General features: G+C 59.4%; 17 protein-coding genes. 11 read left to right on the top strand and 6 right to left on the bottom strand.

The annotated features are described in order from the left end of the window. The first annotated feature begins 109 nt into the window (after nucleotides 1-109). A complete protein-coding gene (locus ACIQVE_RS19595) occupies nucleotides 110-4960 on the top strand; it encodes an NEL-type E3 ubiquitin ligase domain-containing protein (RefSeq protein ID WP_402811134.1) in 4851 nt (1616 codons plus the stop codon). Between the two features lie 4 nt (nucleotides 4961-4964). On the opposite strand, the gene mnmC is transcribed toward ACIQVE_RS19595, so the two are convergent. Further along, nucleotides 4965-6944 (bottom strand): bifunctional tRNA (5-methylaminomethyl-2-thiouridine)(34)-methyltransferase MnmD/FAD-dependent 5-carboxymethylaminomethyl-2-thiouridine(34) oxidoreductase MnmC, encoded by a 1980-nt coding sequence (gene mnmC / locus ACIQVE_RS19590; protein ID WP_402811132.1) that lies wholly within the window; start codon nucleotides 6942-6944, stop codon nucleotides 4965-4967. Between the two features lie 367 nt (nucleotides 6945-7311). On the opposite strand from mnmC, the gene pap reads away from it, so the two are divergent. After that, the gene (gene pap / locus ACIQVE_RS19585; protein ID WP_402811130.1) at nucleotides 7312-8826 is read left to right on the top strand and encodes a polyphosphate:AMP phosphotransferase; all 1515 of its coding nucleotides are present in this window, start codon (nucleotides 7312-7314) and stop codon (nucleotides 8824-8826) included. Nucleotides 8827-8929: 103 nt separating this feature from the next. Continuing rightward, nucleotides 8930-10114: a thiolase family protein gene (locus tag ACIQVE_RS19580; RefSeq protein ID WP_402811128.1), complete on the top strand. Its 1185-nt coding sequence runs from the start codon at nucleotides 8930-8932 to the stop codon at nucleotides 10112-10114. A gap of 137 nt (nucleotides 10115-10251) precedes the next feature. On the opposite strand, the gene ACIQVE_RS19575 is transcribed toward ACIQVE_RS19580, so the two are convergent. After that, a complete protein-coding gene (locus ACIQVE_RS19575) occupies nucleotides 10252-10452 on the bottom strand; it encodes a DUF6316 family protein (protein ID WP_402811126.1) in 201 nt (66 codons plus the stop codon). A gap of 213 nt (nucleotides 10453-10665) precedes the next feature. Between ACIQVE_RS19575 and ACIQVE_RS19570 the strand changes: the two genes are divergently transcribed. Next, the gene (locus tag ACIQVE_RS19570; RefSeq protein ID WP_402811124.1) at nucleotides 10666-11625 is read left to right on the top strand and encodes a DMT family transporter; all 960 of its coding nucleotides are present in this window, start codon (nucleotides 10666-10668) and stop codon (nucleotides 11623-11625) included. Between the two features lie 106 nt (nucleotides 11626-11731). Here the strand turns inward: ACIQVE_RS19570 and ACIQVE_RS19565 are convergent, their stop codons facing one another. After that, the gene (locus ACIQVE_RS19565; RefSeq protein ID WP_402811122.1) at nucleotides 11732-13126 is read right to left on the bottom strand and encodes a class II fumarate hydratase; all 1395 of its coding nucleotides are present in this window, start codon (nucleotides 13124-13126) and stop codon (nucleotides 11732-11734) included. A 194-nt stretch (nucleotides 13127-13320) separates the two neighbouring features. Between ACIQVE_RS19565 and ACIQVE_RS19560 the strand changes: the two genes are divergently transcribed. From ACIQVE_RS19560 to ACIQVE_RS19530, 7 genes are all read left to right on the top strand, one after another. Continuing rightward, nucleotides 13321-13842 carry a DUF2059 domain-containing protein gene (locus ACIQVE_RS19560; protein ID WP_402811120.1) on the top strand — a complete coding sequence of 174 codons (522 nt, stop codon included), beginning with the start codon at nucleotides 13321-13323 and terminating at the stop codon, nucleotides 13840-13842. Between the two features lie 12 nt (nucleotides 13843-13854). Further along, nucleotides 13855-14154, top strand: a complete 300-nt coding sequence (locus ACIQVE_RS19555) for a BolA family protein (RefSeq protein WP_402811118.1) — start codon at nucleotides 13855-13857, stop codon at nucleotides 14152-14154. A 295-nt stretch (nucleotides 14155-14449) separates the two neighbouring features. After that, nucleotides 14450-15391 (top strand): rhodanese-related sulfurtransferase, encoded by a 942-nt coding sequence (locus ACIQVE_RS19550; protein ID WP_402811116.1) that lies wholly within the window; start codon nucleotides 14450-14452, stop codon nucleotides 15389-15391. A 35-nt stretch (nucleotides 15392-15426) separates the two neighbouring features. Beyond that, entirely contained in the window at nucleotides 15427-16029 is a 603-nt protein-coding gene (locus ACIQVE_RS19545; protein WP_177409247.1) for a DsbA family protein, read from the top strand. Beyond that, the gene (locus tag ACIQVE_RS19540) at nucleotides 16022-17848 is read left to right on the top strand and encodes an ABC transporter ATP-binding protein (RefSeq protein ID WP_402811114.1); all 1827 of its coding nucleotides are present in this window, start codon (nucleotides 16022-16024) and stop codon (nucleotides 17846-17848) included. The genes ACIQVE_RS19545 and ACIQVE_RS19540 overlap by 8 nt, the downstream gene beginning before the upstream one ends. A 201-nt stretch (nucleotides 17849-18049) precedes the next feature. Beyond that, nucleotides 18050-20509, top strand: a complete 2460-nt coding sequence (locus tag ACIQVE_RS19535; protein WP_402811112.1) for an EAL domain-containing protein — start codon at nucleotides 18050-18052, stop codon at nucleotides 20507-20509. A 79-nt stretch (nucleotides 20510-20588) separates the two neighbouring features. Next, nucleotides 20589-21350, top strand: a complete 762-nt coding sequence (locus tag ACIQVE_RS19530) for a TenA family transcriptional regulator (protein ID WP_402811110.1) — start codon at nucleotides 20589-20591, stop codon at nucleotides 21348-21350. A gap of 136 nt (nucleotides 21351-21486) precedes the next feature. On the opposite strand, the gene ACIQVE_RS19525 is transcribed toward ACIQVE_RS19530, so the two are convergent. The 3 genes from ACIQVE_RS19525 to mupP form a co-directional block, all read right to left on the bottom strand. Next, entirely contained in the window at nucleotides 21487-22413 is a 927-nt protein-coding gene (locus tag ACIQVE_RS19525) for a GGDEF domain-containing protein (protein ID WP_402811108.1), read from the bottom strand. A 361-nt stretch (nucleotides 22414-22774) separates the two neighbouring features. Continuing rightward, nucleotides 22775-23515: a YciK family oxidoreductase gene (locus ACIQVE_RS19520; protein WP_402811106.1), complete on the bottom strand. Its 741-nt coding sequence runs from the start codon at nucleotides 23513-23515 to the stop codon at nucleotides 22775-22777. Between the two features lie 174 nt (nucleotides 23516-23689). Continuing rightward, the gene (gene mupP / locus ACIQVE_RS19515) at nucleotides 23690-24361 is read right to left on the bottom strand and encodes an N-acetylmuramic acid 6-phosphate phosphatase MupP (RefSeq protein WP_402811104.1); all 672 of its coding nucleotides are present in this window, start codon (nucleotides 24359-24361) and stop codon (nucleotides 23690-23692) included. Nucleotide 24362 lies beyond the last annotated feature (1 nt).

The following is a 24362-nucleotide window of genomic DNA, read 5'->3' as shown; positions in this document are numbered from 1 at the left end:
GAATTGTGCTGGATTTTATACGGTGGGATATATCGTTTTTATCGTTTTTTATTTTGATTTGATATCGAATAAGTTATGCGTTCAAGCCTGCAATAAAGGAATATTGCCGATGACCACCGTACCGAAAGAGAACCCGCCGCAACCGCAACCGCAACCGCAACCGCCGACGACTGACGAGATTCTGAGCGTCCTGCTCCAGGCCACTGGCGACCTGGACAGCGCCCAAGCGCTGCAAAAAAGCCTGCCCGACATACTGCGCAAAAGTTCGGCCGAGACATTGATCGCACTTGATCGGACCGCCCGCGACCTGTATGCCGTTCAGCTCAAGGTCGAGAAAGATCTGCTCCAGCTCAAACCCTTGCACACGTTCTGTATCAGCGAGTTGACCAGTGCACTGAGTCGCAAGTGGAAGGTGGTGTTCGATGTTGAAAAAGACCTGCTGAGTCTGCCGGGAGCGGACTGCGGGTGCCCGCCGACATCGACCGACAGCGAGGGCATTGAAACCTACCCGCATGCCACGCAGACGTTGCTGCAAGCGGCGATGCAGAACTTCACCGAAGACGAGGAGGGCGAGGACTACCCCGATGGCAGCCGGGTGCGCGTGCTCAGTGCGCCTTCGGGCGTGGCCGGGTTGACCCCGGCGTCGTATGCAAAATTCTGTCGCGAACTGGACCTGGGCAAACGCTACCAGGAGCATTTCCAACAGGTTTTCGGCCTTGCCGACAGTGCTGGCAAGGTGGTTGCTACCAGCCCGATGACCCGCGACATCGCTACGATGAAAAAACAGCTGTTGCAACTGGACGCTCATCTGGCCGGGCTCAAACAACACATCACGCCGGCAGGCCTGCAAACGGTACAAAGGCTGATTACCGCTGGCGGGGTGATATCCGCGAAAACCCTGAAGTACCGCAATCGGCCACTGATCATGCAAGGCATCGAAATACTCGACAGTTGCATCTGGGGCGTCGTGGTGTTTGCCGAGCGGTCGGTCGAGTTGTACCCGGACGAATGGTGCCTGGTGTACATGGCTGGCGAGCCCGAGCGGCCGTTGTACGAGTACGCGAGTTTTACCGCGTTCGAGCAGTACCTCACGCAGAAGCTGAGAGGGAAAAGCTACCGGGAATATCTGGCCAACAGCATTGACGAAGATGACAAGGCGGACTTCTTCAAGACGATCTCCAAGACCGCTGATCTGGGCCACATCAAACAGTTGACGATCAGCGTCCCGCTTTTCGAATTCATGGTGCAAAGCCACGTCGGCAAGTTGCAGATCGACGCGCGTAAACTCGCTGTGCCGACGGCTGACATTGATGAAGACGTGCGTAAAAAGCGCCTGCTCGATTTTCTCGAACTGGGAATGACGGTGGCGACGGCGGCGGGTTTTTTCGTTCCGGTTATCGGGCAACTGATGATGGGCGTCGCGGTCGGGCAACTACTGGCGCAGGTGTACGAAGGGGTCGAGGACTGGCGCCGGGGCGACCGCCAGGAAGCGCTGTCGCAGATGCTCAGCGTGGCGGAAAACATCGCGTTGATGGGTGTCTTCGCAGGGGGGCAGAAGGTGGTTGGGGCATTGGGACGCAAACTGCTGCAAGCCCATCCGGATTTTTTCGCGCAGTTCACCGCCATTCTCGGTCCGAGCGGTATACCGCGCCTGTGGAGACCCCGTCTCGCGCCTTACGAGCATCAGCTACCGGTGGGGTTCACGGTGGCAGATAACTCGGTGGAGCTTTACCAGATTCAGGGCAAAAGCGTTGGCCGAGTCGACCACCAGACATTGGTCGGGGTATTCGACTCGGCCGCCAGGCGCTGGCGCCTTGAACATCCCGAACGCGCCCAATCCTATGCGCCCACGCTGGACCAACACGTCGAGGGTGGCTGGCGGCTTCCGTCTGAAGACGCCGAACAGTGGAACAGCGCACCCTACACCCTCAAACGCATCGATCCCCGTTTGAGCGAATTCGTCGATCAGGACTTGGACATGATCCGGCGACTCGGCGGCTCGACTCATGATGAGTTGCACCGCGCCTTCAACGATAATCTCCCGCTGTCCGTCCGGTTGCGTGACACCGTGGAACGCATGCGGATCGAGCGGCAGCTGGATCAATTGATCCGTGAACTGGAGAGCGGTGAGACTCACGCCAGCCAGCCTTTGGCGGAACAACTGCACGATCTGCCGAAACTGCATGGCTGGCCCACTGATCGTTACATCGAAGTCACCGATGACATGGGTGAGATCACCGCAACCTATCCCGCCAACGCCCCACGCGACGCTACGCTCAGTGTGGTGGTCAGCCAGAAAGAGTTGGAGGAGGGGCACCTGCTTCAGACCGTGATCAATGGTCTGTATCAGAAAGAGGTCGATACATTGCTTGGCGCCAAGGTCAGCGCAGGCGTCCAGAGACAGGCCCTGGCGAAGAAGCTGGGGGCGACATTCAAGGCTGATCGTCGAGGGTTTTTCGAACGTATGTATCAGCGCTATGACCAGAGTGATGCTGGCGAGGTGCAGAAATTGCGCAGCGTATTTGCCCACATCCCGGCGCGTTATGCCCAGCGCCTGATCGATCAGGCGTCGAGTGTCGATCGTATGCATTTGCGATCGACCGGGCGGGTTTCTCTAAACCTGGGGCAGAGAGTTCGCAGTGGCATTGCTGCAGTTCGGGTTGATCGCGCGCTGAGCGGGTTCCACGTCCCGCAGGTCGCCAACGCCGACTGCGAAAAACTGGCCATCCAGTTGCTGCCTCGGTTGAGTGGCTGGGACGCAGGGCTGCGTCTGGTGGTACGTGACAAGACGCTGACCGGACCGGTACTGGAAGCCATCGGCAATCAGTCGGCGACGTCCTTGAATACGTGCACACTGGTCAAGTCCAGCGCCGGCTATGAAGCGTTCGACGGTGACGGCAAATCCCTCGGTCGCGTTGTACCGGGCCCGGACAGTCTCTATGCCGCCATCCTCAAGACATTAACGCCTCGCCAGCGTATCGCCGCCGGTTTTCCTGACTCTGTGGCCGCCGACAGTGTGCGGCTGCGCGGTAAGTTGCTCGACGTAGCGCTGGATGAGCGTGAGACCTGCGCGCAGATACTGGCCGACGGCAAGTTAAAACCGCTGGTCAGTGAGCCTCCTTGTATTCAGGGCGATTCTGCGCCAGCCGCGACGTCGCATCCGCGTGCGTTGCTACGCAAGGTCAGAAAACTTTACCCGCGCTTCTCTGAAGCGCAGGCCAGTACATTTCTCGATCAACTGGGCGGCGACCTGCTGACCCGGGCGACCCGAGTGCGGGCGTTGCGTCGTGACCTGGAGCAACTGCGCGAGGTGCTGGATGTCTGGAGCAATGATCAAACGGACATTAAAGCGCTGGGCGGCGAGTGGCTTGAAGTGCAGCGCAGCCGTTGGTATGCCGCCGAGTTGATCGAAGATAGTTTTCGGCGGATGTTTCTGGCGACCGATGAAAGTGGGATATCCCATTGTGTGCTGGGTCTTGACGGGTTTCGGGTTGGCCAATTGCCTCTATTACCCGCCGAGCTGAACTTCGATCATATAAAGAAGCTGTCGCTGCAAAATATGAATCAAGGTGACGACGTTATTTCTTTCCTCAAGTCCTTCAAGCAGGTCGAGTCGCTGGAACTGGACAGTAATAATCTCGCTCGTTTGCCTGAAGTGCTTTCGCACATGCCGAATCTGCGGCGCTTGAGCCTGGCCAACAACCAGATCAAGTTGACTGAGTACACCTTGACGAAGTTGAGCAACCTGCGTGATCTGCACAGCTTGAACCTCAATGGCAACCCGTTGGGGACGACGCCGAACGTGAGCAATATGTTCGACCTGACTTGCCTGAGCCTGCGCGACACTGGCGCCACCGAATTGCCCCGTGGCCTGGCGCGCCTGCCGTCGCTGGAGTGGGTGGATCTGCGTAATAACGAAATCAAGGATCTGCCCAATTGGTTGTTCAGCACATCGCGACGTTTCAGCAGGGCGCTGGACCTGCGAGGTAACCCCTTGTCGTTGAGCAGCCGCACGCATTTGCAGGACTACCGAAATAATGTGGGCATCGGCATGGGCTTTCTGGAGAACGATAGTGTGCGTCTGGACGAGCAGCAGGCACGAACGTTGTGGTTCACCGATGGCGCGGGTGAGGATTGGGCGCGACGTGACCGGATCTGGGCAGCATTCAATGACGGCCCGCGGGCCGAGGGCTTGTTTCATCTAATGGCGGAACTGGGCAATACCGCCGACTCGCAGCGGGTTAACGAAGATATGCGGCGGCGGGTCTGGGCGGTGCTGGAGGCCGCTGAATCCGATGCGGCGCTCAGTGAACAAGTCCTGGACCTGGCCGCCAACCCGATCAATTGCACTGACAGTGCAGCGGTGAACTTCAGCAATCTGGAAGTTGCCGTGGAGGTGAGCCGCGTGAGTCGGCTGGCGGAGGAGGGAGGTGGCGTAAAACCTTTGCTTGCCCTTGGCCGGGGCCTGTTCCGGTTGGACAAGCTGGATCAGATTGCCCGTGAACATGCGCTCATCCACACGGCTGCCGATCCTCTGGAGGTAAGCCTGGCGTATCGCACCGGGCTTGCCATGGAGCTGGAGCTGCCGGGCCAGCCGCAGCACATGTTGTTCAGCGGATTGGGTCAAGTAACGGAAGCGGATCTGATAGTGGCGAAGGACAGGCTGATTACCGCCGAACTGTCTTCCGAATGGCTGACTTTCATGGCGCGCCAGTCGTTCTGGTGCGAGTACCTCAAGCGTACGATTCCCCGACAATTCGCCAGCATTGATGAGGTTTTCGTGCCGGCGATGGAAAAGGTGTTCGAAAAGGCAAGCACGCTGGACACCGGCGACTACTTGCTGAAAATGGACGCGATCAAGCTCCAGCGAGAGCAGGCCGAGGAAGCGCTGCTCAAGCGCCTGACCAACGACGCGATACGCTTGGTAGATCTGGGGCTCTGTGCGATGCCCGATGCGTAAGCGGTTACTTGCCGCGAATCAGTTGGCGTAGCGCGAAACGATTGGGATGACAGGCCTCGGCCACGCTTCGTGGTACGGGCAGCGGCTCATTGTTCAGCCAGGCGGCGAGCAGCTCGCCGGACAGCGGTGCGGTGATCAGGCCGCGCGAGCCGTGGCCGCTGTTGACGTATAAACCGTCGAGCCATGGGCAGGCGATGTCCGGCACTTGCCGGGCATCCTTGCTCAGCGCTGCATATGCTTGTGTGAAAGCTTCACGATCGGCGAGCGGGCCGACAATCGGTAAATAATCCGGACTGGTGCAGCGAAAGGCTGCGCGCCCCTGAAGGTCTTCAACATTCTGTTCGCCGATGGCCAGACGCGAGACCAGATCGCTGGAGATCTCTTCGAGCATCGCCAGATTGCCCAGATGCTCGGCGGTGGTCGGGGTCAGATCATCGCTATTGAAATCGAAGCTGGCACCGAGGGTGTGTTCGCCCAAGCGCGCGGGCGCAACGTAGCCTTCGGCGCAGACCACGGTGGATAACGCCTGACTTTGCCCGGTTTGCGCCAAACGGGTGATTTGCCCGCGAATGCGCTTGAGCGGCAGCTCCGCGCTTTGGGCAAAACGCTTGATCTCGGCTGCACCGGCCAGCACCACGACGGCGGCGCTGGCGAGCAAACGGTCACCGTCGAAGGCTTGCCACTGGTCTGCGACCTTGCGCAGTTCGAGCACATTGCGATGGTTGAGCAATTCGATATTCGGATGCGCCGCTTGTGCCTGGCACAACGCGGGCGGGTGCACCCAGCCACCTTCGGGATAGTACAAGCCGCCATGGTCCAGGCCGACACCTGCGCGGGTTTGCGCCTCGGGCTGGTCGAGCCACTGCAACAGATCTTCCGGGAACGCGGCGGCCAATTGCGCATGGCGCTCGGCTTCCTTGGTATTGAAGGCAAGTTGCAGCACGCCACAATCGTCCCAGTCGGTGCCGCGTTGCAGGGTTTCGAGCAGGCGTCGGGTGTAGCCGAAACCGCTGACGATCAGTTGCGACAGCGCCGTTCCATGGGCAGACAGTTTCAAGTACAGCACGCCCTGCGGATTGCCCGAGGCTTCTTGCGCAACGCCCGCGTGACGCTCCAGCAAACTTACTTGCCAACCGCGCGAGGCGAGGCTGGCCGCCGTGGCACAACCGGCCAGACCGGCGCCGATCACCAGCGCCCGTCGCTCAGCGGTCAATGGCGCTGGGCGAGCGAACCAGGGTTTCTCGGCGGCGGGCGGCGCAACGCCTTCAGGCCAGCCGAGGAACTCGCCACGCAGGATTTCCCATTTGTGGCCGATACCCGGCGTGCGCTTCATTTTGAACCCGGCGGCGTTGAGCAAGCGCCGTACCCATCCGGTGCTGGTGAAGGTGCTGATGGTCGAGCCGGGCGCCGCCAAACGCGCCAGTTCAGCGAACAGTTCGGCAGTCCACATGTCGGGGTTTCTTGCCGGAGCGAAGCCGTCGAGAAACCAGGCATCGATCTGCGCATCAAGCTGCGGCAATTGCTCCAGGGCATCGCCGATCAGCAGCGTTAGCGTCACGCGACCGTTGGCGAGAGTGATGCGCTGGAAGCCCTGATGAATGGCCACGTAATGCGTTAGCAGCTGATCGGCCAGTGGCTTGAGTTCCGGCCACAATGCCAAAGCGCGGTGCAGATCCACCGGGCTCAACGGGTACTTTTCGACACTGACAAAATGCAACTGCGCACCCGCCACCGCGTGTTGCTCGAACACTTGCCATGCGCACAGAAAATTCAACCCGGTGCCGAACCCGGTTTCGCCGATGACCAGCCGTCCACCCGACGCCAGTGCCGCAAAACGCTCGGCCAGACGGTTCTGTTCCAGGAACACATAACGGGTTTCAGCCAGCCCCGACTGGTCGGAAAAATACACGTCATCGAACACTCGTGAACGCGGGCGTCCGTGGTCATCCCAGTCGAGTTGGGCGTGGGGCGATACAGGTTTCATGGCAGGCTCGGCAACGACAAGGCGGCCATTCTAGCCGATCGGGCGCAGGGCGCTTGATCCATGGCAAGGCGCATGGCGGACAGCTCACGGACAATCGATGGTTCAGGATTGGATATGAGGATTTTTGTGGTGGAGATCGCCTGTGGCGAGGGGATTTATCCCCGTTGGGCTGCACAGCGGCCCCAAACCCGGCACATGTGGTTTGACTGAAGTAACCGGGTTGAATGGTTTGGGGGCTGCTGCGCAGCCCAACGGGGATAAATCCCCTCGCCACAGGGGGGGGCATGTAATTCGGGTGGGCAGGAATTTGTGCCCTGTATCCGTGCCCAATCCGCTAGTCTTGCTGAATTCTGGAAGGAGCCGTCCAATGTTTGAATCCGCTGAAATCGGTCACGCCATCGACAAAGACACCTACGAGGCTGCCGTTCCTGCACTGCGTGAAGCACTGCTCGAAGCCCAGTTCGAATTGCAGCAGCAAAAGCGTTTCCCGGTGATCATTTTGATCAACGGAATCGAAGGCGCGGGGAAGGGCGAGACGGTCAAATTGCTCAACGAGTGGATGGACCCGCGCCTGATCGAGGTGCGCACCTTCGACCAGCAGACCGATGAAGAATTGGCGCGGCCACCGGCGTGGCGCTACTGGCGGATGCTGCCGGCCAAAGGGCGGATGGGGATTTTCTTCGGCAACTGGTACAGCCAGATGCTCCAGGGCCGGGTTCACGGTTTGTTCAAGGACCCGCGTCTGGATCAGGCGATCGCTGGCGCCGAGCGTCTGGAAAAGATGCTCTGCGATGAAGGCGCGCTGATCTTCAAGTTCTGGTTTCACCTGTCCAAGAAACAAATGAAGGCGCGGCTCAAGGCCCTCGCCGACGATCCGCTGCACAGCTGGCGCATCAGTCCGCTGGACTGGCAGCAATCGCAAACCTACGACAGGTTCGTCAAATTCGGCGAGCGCGTGCTGCGCCGGACCAGTCGCGACTATGCGCCGTGGCACGTCATCGAAGGCGCCGACGCCAACTATCGCAGCCTGGCGGTGGGCAAGATTCTGCTTGAAGGTTTGCAAGGCGCACTGAAGCGTCCAGACGTTCATCCCCACGAAGTCAGCGCCGCGCCGCTGGGCACTGCGGTCGATCAATTGAACTTGCTCGACAGCCTCAACCTGAGCCAGCGCCTGGAAAAGAAAGATTACGAAGAACAACTGATCACCGAGCAAGCGCGATTGTCCAGGCTGATGCGCGACAAGCGCATGCGCCGGCACGCCTTGGTGGCGGTGTTCGAGGGCAACGATGCGGCGGGCAAGGGCGGGGCGATTCGCCGGGTGGCGGCGGCACTCGATCCGCGCCAGTACAGCATTGTGCCGATCGCCGCGCCGACCGAAGAGGAGCGCGCGCAACCGTATCTGTGGCGTTTCTGGCGGCATCTGCCGGCGCGGGGCAAGTTCACCGTGTTCGACCGTTCGTGGTACGGCCGAGTGCTGGTGGAGCGCATCGAAGGTTTCTGCACGCCGGCTGACTGGTTGCGCGCCTACAGCGAGATCAACGACTTCGAAGAACAACTGGATGATGCCGGTGTGATCGTGGTCAAGTTCTGGCTGGCGATCGACAAGGATACGCAAATGGAGCGTTTCCAGGAGCGTGAGGAAATCCCTTTCAAACGCTTCAAGATCACCGAAGACGACTGGCGCAACCGCGACAAGTGGGACGCCTATCGCACGGCCGTGGGCGACATGGTGGATCGCACCAGTACCGAAATCTCGCCGTGGACGCTGGTCGAGGCCAATGACAAGCGCTGGGCACGAGTCAAAGTATTGCGAACGATCAACCTCGCGCTGGAAGACGCGTTCGAGAAATCCGACAAGAAGGCCAAAAAGCACAAGGATTGAAACGATGGGCACGCATACGCGGGGTGAATGATTGTCGCGGTCGGTAATGGGGTGGACTTATGCTCAGGTCCACTCTCAACCGATAACAACAATGAGGTATGCCATGCGTGAAGTGGTGATCGTCGACAGCGTACGGACCGGCCTGGCCAAATCCTTTCGCGGCAAGTTCAATCAGACCCGCCCCGATGACATGGCGGCTCATTGCGTCAACGCGCTGCTTGAGCGCAATGACATCGACCCGGCCAGTGTCGAGGATTGCATCGTCGGCGCCGGCTCCAACGAAGGCGCGCAAGGCTACAACATCGGCCGCAACGTCGCGGTGCTCTCGCGTTTGGGCACCGGCACCGCCGGCATGACCCTTAATCGATTCTGTTCCTCAGGCTTGCAGGCGATCGCGATTGCCGCCAACCAGATCGCCTCGGGCTGCAGCGACATCATCGTCGCGGGCGGCGTCGAATCGATCAGCCTGACGATGAAAAGCGTCAACACCGATCACCTGATCAACCCGCTGCTCAAGCAGCAGACACCGGGCATCTATTACACGATGGGCCAGACCGCCGAAGTGGTTGCACGTCGTTATGGCGTTAGCCGTGAGGTTCAGGATCGCTACGCCTTGCAAAGTCAGCTGCGCACCGCGCAGGCCCAAGCGGCCGGTTTGTTCGACGATGAAATCGTGCCGATGGCGGTGAAGTATCGCGTCGAGGACAAGAACAGCGGCGAAGTGCAGATCCTCGATGGCGTCGTCGAGCGCGACGACTGCAACCGTCCTGACACCACTTATGAAAGCCTCGCCGGATTGAAACCGGTGTTCGCCGAGGACGGTTCGGTCACGGCGGGCAACTCGTCGCAGCTGTCCGACGGCGCGTCGATGACGTTGGTGATGAGCCTGGAAAAGGCGCTGCAACTGGGGCTCAAGCCTAAGGCGTTTTTCCGTGGCTTCACCGTGGCCGGTTGCGAGCCGGACGAGATGGGCATCGGCCCGGTGTTCTCGGTGCCGAAACTGCTCAAGGCCAAGGGTTTGCAAGTGGCTGACATCGATTTGTGGGAACTGAACGAGGCGTTCGCTTCGCAATGTCTGTATGCCCGTGATCGGCTGGAGATCGATGACGACAAATACAACGTCAATGGCGGATCGATTTCCATCGGCCACCCGTTCGGCATGACCGGGTCGCGACAGGTCGGGCATCTGGTGCGGGAGTTGCAGCGGCGTAATCTGCGTTACGGCATCGTCACCATGTGTGTGGGCGGCGGGATGGGGGCGACGGGGTTGTTTGAGGCGGTACGTTAAGCCCTGAGATAGGTTTGGCCTGAAAGATTGCCATCGCGGGCAAGCCCGCTCCCACAGGTTTTGCTGGTGTTCACCAAATCAGTGTTCACTATAGAACCCTGTGGGAGCTGGCTTGCCAGCGATTGGATCGACACCGCTTACCTGTTGGAATCCTGCAATTGCATCCGCGCGATGTAGGCTTTTATCTCCTGCTTAGCCTTCTCGTGACTGTCAAACGGCCCCTCAAGGGTATTTTCCCGAGTGCTGAAAAACAGTTCGCCATTAACCCGGCACACCCGGTCGCTGCGAAACTGCGTGGCGGGGGCGGGGGCGGGGTCTTGGGCGCGCATGCCTAACATGATCGTTCTCCTTGCGAATGCAGTGCTGTGGCTGGATCGAACGAGCTTATGCCTGAACCACTTGGCCCGCCTGACCAGCCGATCAACGGCAATGCGTCAATTTAATGCTGCGACCTGCACAGTTTCATTCGCGGCCGGGCCCCAACTGTCCCTGTGTTGCACCCGTCGTCAGGCCTAGAATGAGCGCTCTTGCCAGCAGGCTTTGGGGTTCGCATGCACATTTCATCCGGTCGCTGGGTCTACGGTTTATTCCTGGCGCTGCTGACCGCGTTTCTGTGGGGCATCCTGCCGATCAAACTCAAACAGGTGTTGCTGGTGATGGACCCGGTCACGGTCACCTGGTTTCGCCTGCTGGTGTCCGGCGGCTGCCTGTTCATTTATCTGGCCTTGGTCAAACGCTTGCCGAGCCACAAAGTGCTCGGGTCCAAGGGCGGCTGGCTGGTGCTGATGGCGGTGCTCGGGCTGGTCGGCAACTATGTGCTTTATCTGATGGGCCTGAATCTGTTGAGCCCCGGCACCGCGCAACTGGTGGTGCAGATGGGCCCGATCATGCTGTTGATCGCCAGTCTGTTTGTGTTTAAGGAGCGTTTCAGCATCGGCCAAGGCGTTGGTCTGGCGGTGTTGCTGATCGGTTTTGGGCTGTTTTTCAATCAGCGTTTGGCTGAGTTGTTGACGTCGCTGTCGGACTACACCGCCGGCGTGTTGCTGGTGCTGTTGGCGTCGACGGTCTGGACGTTCTACGCGCTGGGTCAGAAACAGTTGCTGACGGTGTGGAATTCGTTGCAGGTGATGATGGTGATTTACCTGTTCTGCGCGGTGTTGCTGACACCTTGGGTGCATCCGCTCGAAGCGCTTGAGTTGAGTCCGGTACAGGGCTGGCTGCTGCTGGCGTGCTGCATGAACACGTTGATTGCCTACGGCGCATTCGCCGAAGCGCTGGCGCATTGGGAAGCATCGCGGGTCAGTGCGACGCTGGCGATCACGCCGCTGGTGACGTTCGTGGCGGTGGCGATTGCGGCAAGAATCTGGCCGGAATATGTGCATGTCGAGCAAATCAATGCGCTGGGGTATGGCGGGGCTTTGCTGGTGGTGCTGGGTTCGGCGCTGGTGGCGTTGGGGCCTTCGTTGATTGCCGGGCTCAAGGCGCGGCGGGCGAGGGTTGTGCCTGGCTGAGGATCTTTATCGCACCCTTCGCGAGCAAGCTCGCTCCCACATGAGATCGCAATTCCCTGTGGGAGCGAGCTTGCTCGCGAAGGCGTGTGTTCAGGCGCTGAAGATCTCAGCCCTTGGCGCCAGCCTCAATCATGTTCTCCGGCCGCACCCACGCATCAAACTCTTCATCCGTCAGATAGCCCAACGCCAGCGCCGCTTCGCGCAAGGTCAGCCCTTCGCTGTAAGCCTTCTTGGCGATTTCTGCCGACTTGTCATAACCGATGTGCGGGTTCAACGCCGTCACCAACATCAAACCGCGTTCCAGATGCTGGGCCATGACCTGCGCATCCGGCTCAAGCCCAGCGATGCAGTGCTGTTGGAAGTTGCTGCAACCGTCACCCAGCAAGCGGATCGATTGCAGCAGGTTGTGGATGATCACCGGTTTGAACACGTTCAACTGCAAGTGGCCCTGGCTCGCGGCAATGCCGATCGTCACGTCGTTGCCCAGCACCTGACAGGCGAGCATCGACAGCGCTTCGCACTGAGTCGGATTGACCTTGCCGGGCATGATCGAGCTACCCGGCTCGTTGGCCGGCAAGCGCACTTCAGCAAAACCAGCGCGGGGGCCAGAGCCGAGCACGCGCAGGTCGTTGGCGATTTTCATCAGGGCCACGGCGAGGGTTTTCAGTGCGCCCGACAGACTGGTCAGCGGTTCGTGGCCGGCCAGCGCCGCGAATTTGTTCGGCGCGGTAATGAAGGGCAGGCCGGACAACGCGGCGAGTTCCGCCGCAATCGCCTCGCCAAAACCGTGCGGCGAATTCAGCCCGGTGCCGACGGCAGTACCGCCCTGCGCCAGTTCACACACCGCTGGCAATGCGGCGCGGATCGCCCGTTCGGCGTAATCCAGTTGCGCGATGAATCCCGAGACTTCCTGACCAAAAGTGATCGGCGTCGCGTCCATCATGTGCGTGCGGCCGGTCTTCACCAGTTTCATGTGCCGTGCGGCCAGTTCGGCCAGCCCCCCTGACAGCTCGGCAATCGCTGGCAGCAACTGTTCCTGCACGGCTTTGACCGTGGCGATGCTCATGGCGGTGGGGAAGCAATCGTTGGAGCTTTGCGAGCGGTTGACGTGATCGTTCGGGTGCACCGGAGTCTTGCCGCCGCGTGGATTGCCGGCCAGTTCGTTGGCGCGACCGGCGATCACTTCATTGACGTTCATGTTGCTTTGGGTGCCGCTGCCGGTCTGCCAGACCACCAGCGGGAACTGATCGTCATGTTGCCCATCGAGCACTTCGTCGGCGGCCTGTTCGATCAGGCGGGCGATGTCGGCCGGCAGGTCACCGTTGCGGTCGTTGACCCGCGCGGCGGCTTTCTTGATCAGGGCCAAGGCGTGCAGTACCGGCAGCGGCATGCGTTCCTGACCAATGGCGAAGTTGATCAGCGAGCGTTGCGTCTGAGCACCCCAGTAAGCGTCGTCCGGGACCTCGATCTGGCCCAGGCTGTCGGTTTCGATACGGCTCATCGTGCACACTCCTGTTGGTCTGTTTGCGCAGTTTAGGCCGGTGTCGGCTCTGGTGGTTCCCTTGAATCGATTGTTGACCGGTAAAACCCCGTCAATCAAGCGCGGCAAGGCTTGGGGGGTTGAGCCGCGGGGATTGTTAGGCGCAGAATGGGCGCCCTTGGGGTATTACCTCGCTTAGCTGAAAAGGAAACTCGATGACTCGTCTTCGTGCCATCTGTACCGCAGTAGCCCTGGTTTGCGCCAGCGGCCAGGCCCTCGCCGATACAGCCAGCCACAACGCCAGTGCCGAAGCGTTCCTGACCCTGGCGCACGCTGACAAACTGGGCACTCCGGTGTACATGCAAGTGCAGCAAATGTTTGCTCAGCGTTTTGAGCAGACCAAAGCCCCTGAAGCCAAGAAAGCCGTGCTGGAAACCTACCAGGCCAAGGCTAACGCTGCGCTGGACCAGGCCATCGGCTGGAACAAGCTCAAGCCAGACATGGTCAAGCTCTACACCACCAACTTCAGCGAGTCCGAGCTCAAAGAACTGGTCGCGTTCTACAAGTCGCCACTGGGCAAGAAAGTCCTCGAAAAAATGCCGCAGCTGACTCAGCAATCGGCCCAGATGACTCAGGCCAAGCTGGAAAGCGCAGTGCCGGTAGTCAACAAGCTGCTGGAAGACATGACCAACGAGTTGGCCCCGAAAGGCGCTGCTCCGGCCAAGAAAAAGCCGTAAGCGGAGTTCGTGATGACCATGCAACAACGCATTGAATCGACGCTGGCGCTGCTTCAGCCCGAACATCTGCATGTGCTGGATGAAAGCCATATGCACAGCCGTGGGTTACAGACTCACTACAAGGCTGTGGTGGTCAGCGCGCAGTTCGAAGGGCTGAGTCGGGTCAAACGCCACCAGAAAGTCTACGGCACGCTTGGCGAGCTGATGGGCGAGTTCCATGCGTTGGCGCTGCACACTTACACCCCGCAGGAATGGGCAGAGACCGGCGCCGCCCCGGCGTCGCCGACCTGTGCCGGCGGTAGCAAGCACTGATTCTGGATGTGACGGGCTTTTTGTGGTGTGGGGGCTTTTGTGGCGAGGGGATTTATCCCCGATCGGCTGCGCAGCAGTCGTAAACCCACAGAATACGGTATCCCTGAGAGACTGAATTCGCGTGTTTTGGGGCCGCTTCGCAGCCCATAGGGGATAAATCCCCTCGCCACAGAGTTCTCGGCACATCCTATATCCATCCTGTTTTTGCTAGAATCCGCAACGCGCCGCTTACCCGGCGCGTTTTTTTTCGCATCCGGTTCACCCTTTACGAGGGTAGCCACCTGGAGAAACACCCATGACTCAACCGATTGTCGTGGCGGCACTGTATAAGTTCGTCACCCTCGAAGATTACGTCAACCTGCGTGAGCCACTGCTGCAAGCGATGGTCGACAACGGCATCAAAGGCACCTTGCTGATCGCCGAAGAAGGCATCAACGGCACAGTTTCCGGCACTCGCGAAGGCATCGATGGCCTGCTCGCCTGGCTCAAGAACGACCCGCGCATGATCGACATCGACCACAAAGAGTCGTACTGCGACGACCAGCCGTTCTACCGCACCAAGGTAAAACTGAAGAAAGAGATCGTCACCCTCGGTGTTGAAGGCGTCGACCCGAACAAAAAGGTCGGCACCTACGTTGATCCGCAAGACTGGAACGCGTTGATCAGCGACCCTGAAGTACTGTTGATCGACACGCGCAACGATTACGAAGTGTCGATCGGCACCTTCGAAGGTGCCATCGATCCGAAAACCACCAGTTTTCGCGAATTCCCCGACTACATCAAAGCGCACTTCGACCCGGCCGTGCACAAGAAAGTCGCGATGTTCTGCACCGGTGGCATCCGCTGCGAAAAGGCCTCGAGCTACATGCTCGGCGAGGGCTTCGAGGAGGTTTATCACCTCAAGGGCGGCATTCTGAAGTACCTCGAAGAGGTGCCGCAGGAAGAAACCAAGTGGCAGGGCGACTGCTTTGTGTTCGACAACCGAGTGACCGTGCGCCACGACCTCAGCGAAGGCGACTACGATCAATGTCATGCTTGCCGCACACCGATCAGCGTTGAAGATCGCACCTCCGAGCACTACGTTGCTGGCGTCAGTTGCCCGCATTGCTGGGACACGCTGAGCGAGAAGACTCGCCGCAGCGCCATCGACCGGCAGAAGCAGATCGAGCTGGCCAAGGCCCGCAACCAGCCGCACCCGATCGGCTTTAACTATAAGCAAGCATCCACCGAGGCTTAACCATGTCTGCGCGCCTGCTCTATGTGATGGATCCGATGTGTTCCTGGTGCTGGGGATTTGCTCCGGTGGCCAAGGCACTGGTCGAGCAAGCGCAGGCAGCCGGGGTCGAGCTGCATCTGGTGGTGGGCGGATTGCGCACCGGCAGCGGTTCGGCGCTGGAGCCGACCACCCGGCGCTACATTCTTGAACACTGGCAAGCAGTCACCGAGGCCACGGGGCAGCCGTTCAAGTTTGACGGTGCGTTGCCCGACGGTTTTGTCTACGACACCGAGCCTGCCTGCCGTGCAATTGTCACCGCACGCAGTCTGGCACCGGATTGTGCGTGGAAACTGGTCGGGCTGATCCAGCAGGCGTTTTACGCTGAAGGTCGCGATGTCACTCAGGCCAGCGTACTGGTCGAGTTGGCGGAGCAGGCGGGCGTGCCGCGCATCGAATTCGCTGCGTTGTTCGATCATGCCGATCAACACAAAGCCACTCAGGCCGATTTCAGTTGGGTGCAGGATCTCGGCATCGCCGGTTTCCCGACCCTGCTCGCTGAGCGCAACGGCCAACTGGCGTTGCTGACCAACGGTTACCAACCGCTCAGTGAGCTGTCGCCGTTGCTCGGCCGATGGCTGGAGCGCGCAGCCTGTGCCTGACCGGGCCGATGACACGCCAGCCGTAAAGCGTGTCGACCGGCTGAGCTGGGCAGAAGTCCGGCGACTGGCACTCACTCACAAGAAATCCCTGTGGATCGCCAATGGCGTCGCCGTTCTGGCCACGCTATGCAGCGTGCCGATCCCGTTGCTGCTGCCATTGCTGGTGGACGAAGTCCTGCTCGGCCACGGCGATGCGGCGCTGAAGGTGATGAATAATCTGTTGCCGACGATGTGGCAGCAAGCGGCGGGCTATATCGGCCTGATGCTGGTGGTCACCTTGACCCTGCGGTGCGGCGCGTTGGGCTTTGGCGTGTTGCAGTCGCGGCTGTTTGCGCGTCTGGCCAAGGACATCGTTTATCGCATCCGCGTGCGCTTGATCGAGCGGCTGAAGCGTATTTCCCTCGCCGAATACGAAAGTCTGGGCAGCGGCACGGTGACCACCCATCTGGTCACCGATCTCGACACCCTCGACAAGTTTGTCGGGGAAACCCTCAGCCGTTTTCTGGTGGCAATGCTGACGCTGGTCGGCACGGCGAGCATCCTGATGTGGATGCACTGGAAACTCGCGTTGCTGATTCTGCTGTTCAACCCGCTGGTGATCTACGCCACGGTGCAGTTGGGCAAACGCGTCAAACACCTGAAGAAACTCGAGAACGACAGCACCGCGCGGTTCACCCAGGCGCTGAGCGAAACCCTCGACTCGATTCAGGAAGTACGGGCGGGCAACCGTCAGGGTTACTTCCTTGGCCGGCTCGGGTTGCGGGCGCAGGAAGTGCGTAACTACGCGATCAACTCGCAGTGGAAAACCGACGCTTCCAACCGTGCCAGTGGCCTGCTGTTTCAGTTCGGTATCGACATTTTTCGCGCGGCAGCGATGCTCACCGTGTTGTTCTCCGATCTGTCGATCGGGCAGATGCTCGCGGTGTTCAGTTACCTGTGGTTCATGATCGGCCCGGTGGAACAACTGCTCAACCTGCAATACGCCTATTACGCGGCGGGCGGGGCGCTGGCGCGGATCAACGAACTGCTGGCGCGGGCCGATGAGCCGCAGTATCCGGGCGGTATCGACCCGTTCAAGGGCCGCGACACCGTGGGCATCGAGGTGCAAGGCCTGAGCTTCGGTTACGGCGACGAACCAGTGCTGGATCAGCTCAACCTGTCCATCGCGCCCGGCGAGAAAGTGGCGATTGTCGGCGCCAGTGGCGGCGGCAAAAGCACCTTGGTGCAATTGCTTCTGGGGCTGTACACGCCGCTGTCCGGCACGATTCGCTTTGGCGGTTCGACCCAGCAGGAAATCGGTCTGGAAACGGTTCGGGAAAACGTCGCGGTGGTGTTGCAGCATCCGGCGCTGTTCAACGACACCGTACGCGCCAACCTGACGATGGGCCGCACGCGCAGCGACGAAGCCTGCTGGCAGGCGCTGGAAATCGCCCAGCTCGAACCTGCCATCCACGCCTTGCCGGATGGCCTCGACAGCATCGTCGGGCGTTCTGGCGTGCGCTTGTCCGGTGGTCAGCGCCAGCGCCTGGCGATTGCGCGGATGATCCTCGCCGAGCCCAAAGTCGTGATCCTCGACGAGGCCACTTCGGCCCTCGACGCCGCCACTGAATACAACCTGCATCAAGCCATGGCGCGTTTCCTCCAAGGCCGCACCACGCTGATCATCGCTCACCGGTTATCGGCAGTGAAACAGGCGGATCGGGTGTTGGTGTTCGATGGTGGGCAAGTGGCCGAGGACGGCGATCACCAGCAGTTGATTGCAGACGGCGGGCTGTACGCCAAGCTGTATGGTCACTTGCAGCAGATTCAGCGCCCTTGAGTTTTCTGTGGGTTTCTGTGCTTAGTGCTTGAATTGCCTTGATTAAAGGCGCCCGGATTACCTCGACCAGCAGCCAGGTTGCACGATCGTCATAGAGGACGGCAGAGCTGTCCCTTTGTCAGGGCGAAAATTAGCCTAGGCTGAGCTGTCAGGAGCGGTATTTTCCGGTGTTCATCTGGCAATGCTTGCGCAAGGGATCTCATGAAGCAAAAGCGGACTCTCGGAACGCCACGGTTGTTGGGCATCGTGTGGCCATTTATTGCCGTCGTGTTATTTCAAGCGTTATTGGGAGGCGTGAGTCTTTACGTGCTGTCGGCCGTTCGCGGTTACGTCGCGGGAGAGAGTCTGTGGTCGAAGGGTCAGAAAGATGCCATCTACTACCTCAATCTATACGCCGACAGTCGTGACGAAGCGATATTCCTCAAATACCAGAACGCGATTGCCGTGCCTCAGGGCGGTCATCAATTGCGTCTGGCGCTGGACCATCAACCGCCGGATCTGACCGCTGCACGTGAAGGTATTCTCAAGGGTGGTAACCACCCGGAGGACGTCTCCAGCCTGATTTGGCTGTACCTCAACTTCCGTCATTTCAGTTACCTTGAGATCGCCATCGACCGCTGGACGGTGGGTGACGCTTATCTGGTCGAGCTCGATGATCTCGCACGCGAGATGCACCGCAGTATTTCCGAGAACACCGCCAGCAGCCCCGATATCCTGCGCTGGAAGGCGCAGATCTTTGCGATCAATGATGCCGTGACCCCGGCGGCAAAAGCCTTCAGTGATGCCTTGGGCGAAGGCTCGCGGATGATCCTGCGCCTGTTGCTGGTGATCAACCTGGCCACGGCGCTGGGGCTGATCGTGCTGGCCTTGTTGCGCACGCAAAAATTGCTCCAGCAGCGCCATGCCTTCGCTGAGGCGCTGCAACTGGAAAAAGATCGGGCGCACGTCACGCTGCAATCGATCGGGGATGGCGTCATCACCACCGACGTGACGGGCGCCATCGATTACATGAACCCAGCCGCCGAAGCCTTGACCCACTGGAAAGCCGAACAGGCTGCCGGTCTGCCATTGGCAGCGCTGTTCAATTTGCTTGATGACAACGCCCAGGCTGAAGGCCTGACGCTGATCGAACATATTCTCAGCGGTCAACTCAGTGGCGGCAGCGAACACTCCAAGCTGATCCAGCGGCTGGACGGCAGCACGGTGTCGGTGACGCTGGTCGGTGCACCGATTCGCAATGCCGGCAAGGTCAGCGGCACGGTGCTGGTGCTGCACGACATGACCCAAGAACGGCAATACATCGCCAACCTTTCCTGGCAGGCCACCCACGATGCGCTGACCGGGCTGGCCAACCGCCGCGAGTTTGAATATCGCCTGGAACAGGCGCTGCACAACCTCACGCGGCAGGCCGGGCGGCATGCGCTGATGTTCCTCGATCTGGATCAGTTCAAATTGGTCAACGACACCTGCGGCCATGCGGCGGGTGATGAGCTGTTGCGACACATCTGCACGCTGCTGCAATCGGGCCTGCGCGAGGGCGATACGCTGGCGCGGCTGGGCGGTGACGAGTTCGGTATCCTGCTGCAGAACTGCCCGCCGGAGGCGGCGGAGAAGATTGCCGAGGCGCTGCGCCAGACCGTGCAGAACCTGCACTTTGTCTGGAAGGGGCGGCCATTCCTGACCACAGTCAGTATCGGCCTGGTGCATATCACACAAACCCCGACGACCCTCGAAACCTCGCTGCGTGCAGCTGATATGGCCTGTTACATGGCCAAGGAAAAGGGCCGCAACCGGGTGCAGGTCTATCACGCCGACGATTCCGAACTGTCGCTGCGCTTTGGTGAAATGGCCTGGGTGCAACGCCTGCACATGGCGCTGGAAGAAGATCGTTTTTGCCTTTATGCCCAGGAAATTTCCCCCCTGAAACCGAGTGACGGCAAGGGTGGGCACATTGAGATTCTGCTGCGCCTGCATGATGAAGCCGGCCGGATGATTCTGCCCGACAGTTTCATTCCCGCCGCAGAACGCTACGGCTTGATGAGCCAGTTAGATCGTTGGGTAGTGCAAAATGTATTCAAGGTTATTGCTCAATGTATTGCGCAAGAACATGAAGGTCCGTTGGCAATGTGTGCGATTAATCTGTCAGGCATTACTATAGGAGATGACGCGTTTTTGCACTTTCTGCGCGAGCAGTTTGTTAACTATTCAATACCGCCTGAAATGATTTGTTTTGAAATCACTGAAACCAGTGCAATTTCCAACTTGGGCAGTGCAATTAAATTAATTAATGAACTCAAGGGCTTAGGTTGTTATTTCTCCCTGGATGACTTTTGTGCCGGAATGTCTTCATTCGCTTATCTGAAACATTTGCCTGTAGACTTCCTGAAGATCGACGGGAGTTTCGTTAAGGATATGCTGGACGACCCGATTAACCGCGCAATGGTCGAAGTGATCAATCACATCGGGCATGTCATGGGTAAGAAGACAATTGCCGAGTTTGTTGAAACTACCCAGATCGAACAGGCATTGCTTGAGATCGGTGTAGATTACGCTCAGGGTTATGTTATCGAGCGTCCGCAATTGTTTACCTGCGACAGTTTGCAGAGTCGGCCCGCCAGACCGCAGCCGCTGTTATTCAAAGCGCCTGGCACGTTCCGTTGAAGTCTCTCGCCGATCCTTACAATCACAAATCAAAAGGAGCCGAACAGTGATCGACACATTCAACCGAACCGGACCACTCATGGAAGCCGCAAGTTATCCAGGCTGGGCACAACAGCTGATAGATGATTGCAGCGAGAGCAAGCGCCGGGTTGTCGAACATGAACTTTACCTGCGCATGCGTGATAACAAACTCAGCGCCAAAACCATGCGCCAGTACCTGATCGGGGGCTGGCCGGTGGTTGAGCAATTCGCCTTGTACATGGCGCAGAACCTGACCAAGACCAAGTTTGCCCGTCACCCCGGGGAAGACATGGCGCGGCGATGGCTGATGCGCAACATTCGTGTGGAACTCAATCACGCCGATTACTGGGTGCACTGGAGTCGCGCGCACGGTGTGAGCCTGGAAGATCTTCAAGCCCAGCATGTGCCGCCTGAACTGCATGCCTTGAGTCATTGGTGCTGGCACACCAGTTCTGCCGACTCACTGATCGTCGCCATCGCCGCGACCAACTACGCCATCGAGGGCGCGACCGGGGAGTGGTCGGCGCAGGTCTGTTCGACTGGCGTGTACGCTGCGGCATTCCCTGAAGAAGATCGCAAGCGTGCGATGAAGTGGCTGAAGATGCACGCCCAGTACGACGATGCTCACCCATGGGAGGCACTGGAAATCATCTGCACCCTGGCGGGCATGAACCCGAGCAAGGCCTTACAGGCCGAGTTGCGACAGGCGATCTGCAAGAGCTACGACTACATGTACCTGTTCCTGGAGCGGTGCATGCAACTGGAAACGTCCGAACGTTTGCTGGTAAACCGTGAACGGATGGCTGTGCTGGAAAGCTGATTCTTTGCAACAGCGCATAAAAATGTAGGAGTGAGCCTGCTCGCGAAAGCGGACCGTCAGTCAACTCATTGTTGAATGTCAGATCGCCTTCGCGAGCAAGCTCGCTCCCACACTGTTTTGTGCTGTCTCGAAGGATTTAGCCCGCCATTGCCAACCGATTACGCCCCTCACGCTTGGCTACGTACAACGCACTGTCCGCACGGCGCAACAGGCTTTCTGCCGATTCACCGGGTAGCAGGGTCGAGCAACCCAGACTGACCGTCAGTTCGATCAGTTGGCCATCGGCGTAATACTCCGCCGTTTGCGCCGCATAACGCAGACGCTCGCCGACCATCGCCGCCGCTTCCCGGCTGGTGTTGGACAGCATGATCAGAAACTCTTCCCCGCCATAACGAAAGACCATGTCGACGTTGCGCAACTGGCCCTTGATCGACGCGGCTACGGCTTTGAGCACGTCATCGCCAGCACTGTGACCGTGACTGTCGTTGACGCGCTTGAAGTGGTCGATATCCAGCATCAACACCGACAGCGGTTGCACATGCCGTCGAGACATCTCGATCTCGCGTTGCAGCGTCTGCTCCATCGCGATTCGATTGCCGGCGCCGGTCAGCGGGTCACGCAACGCGCTCTGGGTGGCCGCACGGTACAGCAGGGCATTGCGCATCGGGTACAGCAACGACGACAGCAGCGATTCGAGATTGCCTTGGTCCTGCTCGTTGAAGCGCTGATTGCGGCGGAACACCACTTCGCCCATGTGCTCGCCTTCGTGGCTCAGGGTGTAGCTGACGGAATGGTGACCGCGTGCGCCGAACTCCAGGCGCAAGTCGCTGCCCTTGTGCTCGTAGCTCAAGGCGTCCAGCGGCACAAGGCGTTGAACCTCGCGGAAAAACAGACCGAGGATACGTTGCGGTTCGAGACTGGTTTGCAGTTGCAGGCTCATTTGCTGGCGCAATTGCGTCAGGCTGGTCGGACGCTCCAGAAGCGGAGGAAGCTGACCAAAGCCCAGGCGTTGCAATTTGGCACTGTCAAAGTCAATTGCATTGGTCTGGGAGGGTGATTTCATGTGGCGTGAGCCCCTAAGCAGTAAGTCTGTCTTACAGGCTGGGTGAGAGCGGCTATGGGCTGCGCGTCGTACTGATCCATCAGTCCCGTAGGACATTTGGCGTAAGTTTAGTCTGCCTGACGACGATTAGTAAGCTATCGAACCAGGCCTTGCCCCACTGCCTTCACACGGCATGCTTTGTGGGTAATTAGAGCGAAAGTCGTGCCATTCGGTTCGGTTTTATTTAAACCTATATGAATCAAAGGCTTGAGGAATAACGACAAGAAGGGGTGCTGGATATTTGACTTTATTGTGACGGCCGATAGCGGCAAATGCCTGCCGCGACGGGAATCCGCCGCGGCAACAAATGCGACGTATGGCATTACTGCGCGTTGAATGCCTGGCCGTTGATACCGGTGCTGTCGGGGCCCATCAAGTACAGGTAGACCGGCATGATGTCCTCCGGGGTCGGATTGTTCAGCGGGTTCTCCCCCGGATAAGCCTGCGCCCGCATGCTGGTACGAGTACCGCCCGGGTTGATGCTGTTGGAACGCACCGGCGCCACGCCGTCGACCTCATCTGCCAGGGTTTGCATCAGGCCTTCGGTGGCAAACTTCGACACGCCGTAAGCGCCCCAGTAAGCACGCCCCTTGCGTCCTACGCTGCTGGAGGTGAACACCACCGAAGCGTCCTGCGACAGCTTGAGCAGCGGTAGCAGCGTGCTGGTCAACATGAACATGGCGTTGACGTTGACCTGCATGACACGTATGAAGTTTTCCCCGGACAACTGTTCGATCGGCGTGCGCGGGCCGATGATCGAGGCGTTGTGCAGGAGACCGTCGAGATGGCCAAACTCAGTCTCGATCATTGCCGCCAGCTCATCGTACTGATGGGGCAAGGCGGTTTCGAGGTTGAACGGAATGACCGCGGGTTGCGGATGCCCGGCGGCTTCGATTTCGTCGTAGATCTGCGTCAGATTGGCTTCGGTCTTGCCCAACAACAGCACGGTGGCGCCATGGGCAGCGTAGGTTTTCGCGGCAGCCGCGCCAATGCCGCGACCAGCACCGGTGACCAGAATGACCCGATCCTTGAGCAATTCGGGGCGGGCGGAATAATCAAACATAAAAACCCTCACAACAATTCAACAATAGGCTGGCGACATACCTGTGGCGAGGGGATTCATCCCCGTTGGGTGGCGCAGCCGCCCCCTGCTTTCTTTCAGGGTGATTCGATTAGCGGGTCTTGCGACGGCTTCGCCGCCGAACGGGGATGAATCCCCTCGCCACAGGGTCAGTGTTCAGCAGCTGCAAAGCGCGCTATCCAGCACCTTGCGCAACTCCAGCGGATGATCCACCACCACGTCCGCGCCCCAATGCCGCGGGTTGTCGTCCGGATGGATGTAGCCGTAGGTCACCGCAGCCGTTTTGGTGCCGGCATCGCGCCCCGACTCGATGTCACGCAGATCATCGCCCACGAACAGAACGGTCGATGGATCCAGATCAAGCATCTTGCAAGCAAGCGTCAGCGGTTCCGGATCCGGCTTGCTGTTCTTCACGTGATCCGGGCAGATCAGCAGTGCCGAACGCTCGGCCAGCCCCAGTTGCTGCATGATCGGTTCGGCAAAACGCAGTGGTTTGTTGGTGACCACGCCCCAGATCAGGTTGGCCTTTTCGATATCGGCCAGCAGTTCGCCCATGCCGTCGAACAGTTTGCTGTGCACCGCGCAACCGACCAGATAACGCTCAAGGAACTCCAGACGCAGTTCCTCAAAGCCAGGCGACTCCGGGTCCATCGAAAAGGTCACCGCGACCATCGCTTTGGCGCCACCGGAAATCTCGTCACGGATGTGCTTGTCGTTGATCGGCGGCAAGCCGCGATCCGCGCGCATCGCCTGGCAGATGGCAATGAAGTCGGGCGCCGTGTCGAGCAGGGTGCCGTCCATGTCGAAAAGAACTGCTCTGATGGCCATC

It is taken from the genome of Pseudomonas sp. NPDC098747 (assembly GCF_044760045.1).
Classification (GTDB): domain Bacteria; phylum Pseudomonadota; class Gammaproteobacteria; order Pseudomonadales; family Pseudomonadaceae; genus Aquipseudomonas.
Note: the sequence above shows the minus strand (reverse complement) of the source record. Positions and strands in the feature narration are given on the sequence as shown.

What these genes read in the sequence shown, in the direction of transcription:
- ACIQVE_RS19520 (WP_402811106.1), bottom strand. Translation starts at nt 23,515, where the DNA reads ATGTTTGATTATTCCGCCCGCCCCGAATTGCTCAAGGATCGGGTCATT.
- ACIQVE_RS19580 (WP_402811128.1), top strand. Translation starts at nt 8,930, where the DNA reads ATGCGTGAAGTGGTGATCGTCGACAGCGTACGGACCGGCCTGGCCAAA.
- ACIQVE_RS19530 (WP_402811110.1), top strand. Translation starts at nt 20,589, where the DNA reads ATGGAAGCCGCAAGTTATCCAGGCTGGGCACAACAGCTGATAGATGAT.
- ACIQVE_RS19535 (WP_402811112.1), top strand. Translation starts at nt 18,050, where the DNA reads ATGAAGCAAAAGCGGACTCTCGGAACGCCACGGTTGTTGGGCATCGTG.
- ACIQVE_RS19570 (WP_402811124.1), top strand. Translation starts at nt 10,666, where the DNA reads ATGCACATTTCATCCGGTCGCTGGGTCTACGGTTTATTCCTGGCGCTG.
- ACIQVE_RS19525 (WP_402811108.1), bottom strand. Translation starts at nt 22,413, where the DNA reads ATGAAATCACCCTCCCAGACCAATGCAATTGACTTTGACAGTGCCAAA.
- mnmC (WP_402811132.1), bottom strand. Translation starts at nt 6,944, where the DNA reads ATGAAACCTGTATCGCCCCACGCCCAACTCGACTGGGATGACCACGGA.
- pap (WP_402811130.1), top strand. Translation starts at nt 7,312, where the DNA reads ATGTTTGAATCCGCTGAAATCGGTCACGCCATCGACAAAGACACCTAC.
- ACIQVE_RS19545 (WP_177409247.1), top strand. Translation starts at nt 15,427, where the DNA reads ATGTGTTCCTGGTGCTGGGGATTTGCTCCGGTGGCCAAGGCACTGGTC.
- ACIQVE_RS19565 (WP_402811122.1), bottom strand. Translation starts at nt 13,126, where the DNA reads ATGAGCCGTATCGAAACCGACAGCCTGGGCCAGATCGAGGTCCCGGAC.
- ACIQVE_RS19560 (WP_402811120.1), top strand. Translation starts at nt 13,321, where the DNA reads ATGACTCGTCTTCGTGCCATCTGTACCGCAGTAGCCCTGGTTTGCGCC.
- ACIQVE_RS19550 (WP_402811116.1), top strand. Translation starts at nt 14,450, where the DNA reads ATGACTCAACCGATTGTCGTGGCGGCACTGTATAAGTTCGTCACCCTC.
- ACIQVE_RS19555 (WP_402811118.1), top strand. Translation starts at nt 13,855, where the DNA reads ATGACCATGCAACAACGCATTGAATCGACGCTGGCGCTGCTTCAGCCC.
- mupP (WP_402811104.1), bottom strand. Translation starts at nt 24,361, where the DNA reads ATGGCCATCAGAGCAGTTCTTTTCGACATGGACGGCACCCTGCTCGAC.
- ACIQVE_RS19575 (WP_402811126.1), bottom strand. Translation starts at nt 10,452, where the DNA reads ATGTTAGGCATGCGCGCCCAAGACCCCGCCCCCGCCCCCGCCACGCAG.
- ACIQVE_RS19595 (WP_402811134.1), top strand. Translation starts at nt 110, where the DNA reads ATGACCACCGTACCGAAAGAGAACCCGCCGCAACCGCAACCGCAACCG.